At 66.2% G+C, this 1,132-nt stretch carries 2 protein-coding genes; both read right to left on the bottom strand.

The features are described from left to right. Positions 1 to 161, bottom strand: a 161-nt coding sequence (locus PGR09_RS24475) for a sodium ion-translocating decarboxylase subunit beta (RefSeq protein WP_173670150.1), incomplete at its 3' end; no start/stop codon positions are given. Positions 162 to 176: 15 nt separating this feature from the next. Beyond that, on the bottom strand, positions 177 to 1,132 hold a 956-nt coding region (locus tag PGR09_RS24470), incomplete at its 5' end, for a biotin/lipoyl-containing protein (protein ID WP_430916580.1).

Below are 1,132 nucleotides of genomic sequence, written 5' to 3'. Positions count from 1 at the left end.
GAGAGCAGGCCGCCGAAGCCAATCGGCAGCAGCAGTAACGGCTCGAACTTTTTCGCAATCGCCAGCCACAGCAGCAGCAGGCTGACCAGCAGCATTACCGCCTGGCCGGCCCCCAGGTGCATCAGCCCCATGCCCTGAATCAGGGCGTTCAGACTTTCCATTTGCGCTCCTCGTCCTTACGCCAGCTGCAGCAGGGTGTCGCCGACCGCCACCGCATCGCCGGATTTCACCGCGATACCGCGTACGGTACCGGCCTGCGCGGCGCGGATTTCGGTTTCCATCTTCATGGCTTCCAGAATCAGCAGCACCTCGCCTTCCGCCACCGCCTGGCCTTCGCTGGCCAGCACCTTCCAGATGGTGCCCGCCAGCGGCGCGGTCACCGGGGTGCCGGCGCCTGCCGGGGCCGGGGCGGCTGCCTGAACCGGTGCGGAAGACGGAGTGGCCGCCGTCAGCTGGCTGACGTCGCCGCCGTCGCTGACTTTGATCACGAAGGCTTTGCCTTCCACTTCCACGGTGTAGACGCCGGAGGCGGCGGCTTTTGCCGGCGCGGCAGATTTTGCTTCTTCCACCTGCGGCACGGGCTCAAAGGCCGCCGGGTTGTGGCGATTTTCGAGGAACTTCAGGCCGATTTGCGGGAACAGCGCCACGGTGAGCACGTCGTCGATGGCGTTTTCGGCAAGCGTGATGCCCTTCTCCTGCGCCTGGCGTTTCACGTCGGCTTCAAGCTCCGCCAGCTCCGGCTTCAGCAGGTCCGCCGGGCGGCAGGTGACGGCGTCGGCGCCGTCGAGCACCCGCGCCTGCAGGGCGGCGTTAACCGGCGCCGGGGTGTGGCCGTATTCGCCTTTCAGGATACCGGCGGTCTCTTTCGCGATGGTTTTGTAGCGCTCGCCGCCCAGCACGTTAAGCACCGCCTGGGTGCCGACAATCTGCGAGGTCGGGGTCACCAGCGGGATGAAGCCGAGGTCCTCGCGCACGCGGGGGATTTCCGCCAGCACTTCATCCAGACGGTGGGCGGCGCTCTGCTGTTTAAGCTGGCCCTCAAGGTTGGTGAGCATCCCGCCCGGCACCTGGGCGACCAGGATACGGCTGTCGGTGCCTTTCAGCTGGCCTTCGAAGGCGTGGTATTTTTTGC

It is taken from the genome of Klebsiella sp. 141251 (assembly GCF_050600725.1).
GTDB lineage: Bacteria > Pseudomonadota > Gammaproteobacteria > Enterobacterales > Enterobacteriaceae > Klebsiella > Klebsiella aerogenes.
Note: the sequence above shows the minus strand (reverse complement) of the source record. Positions and strands in the feature narration are given on the sequence as shown.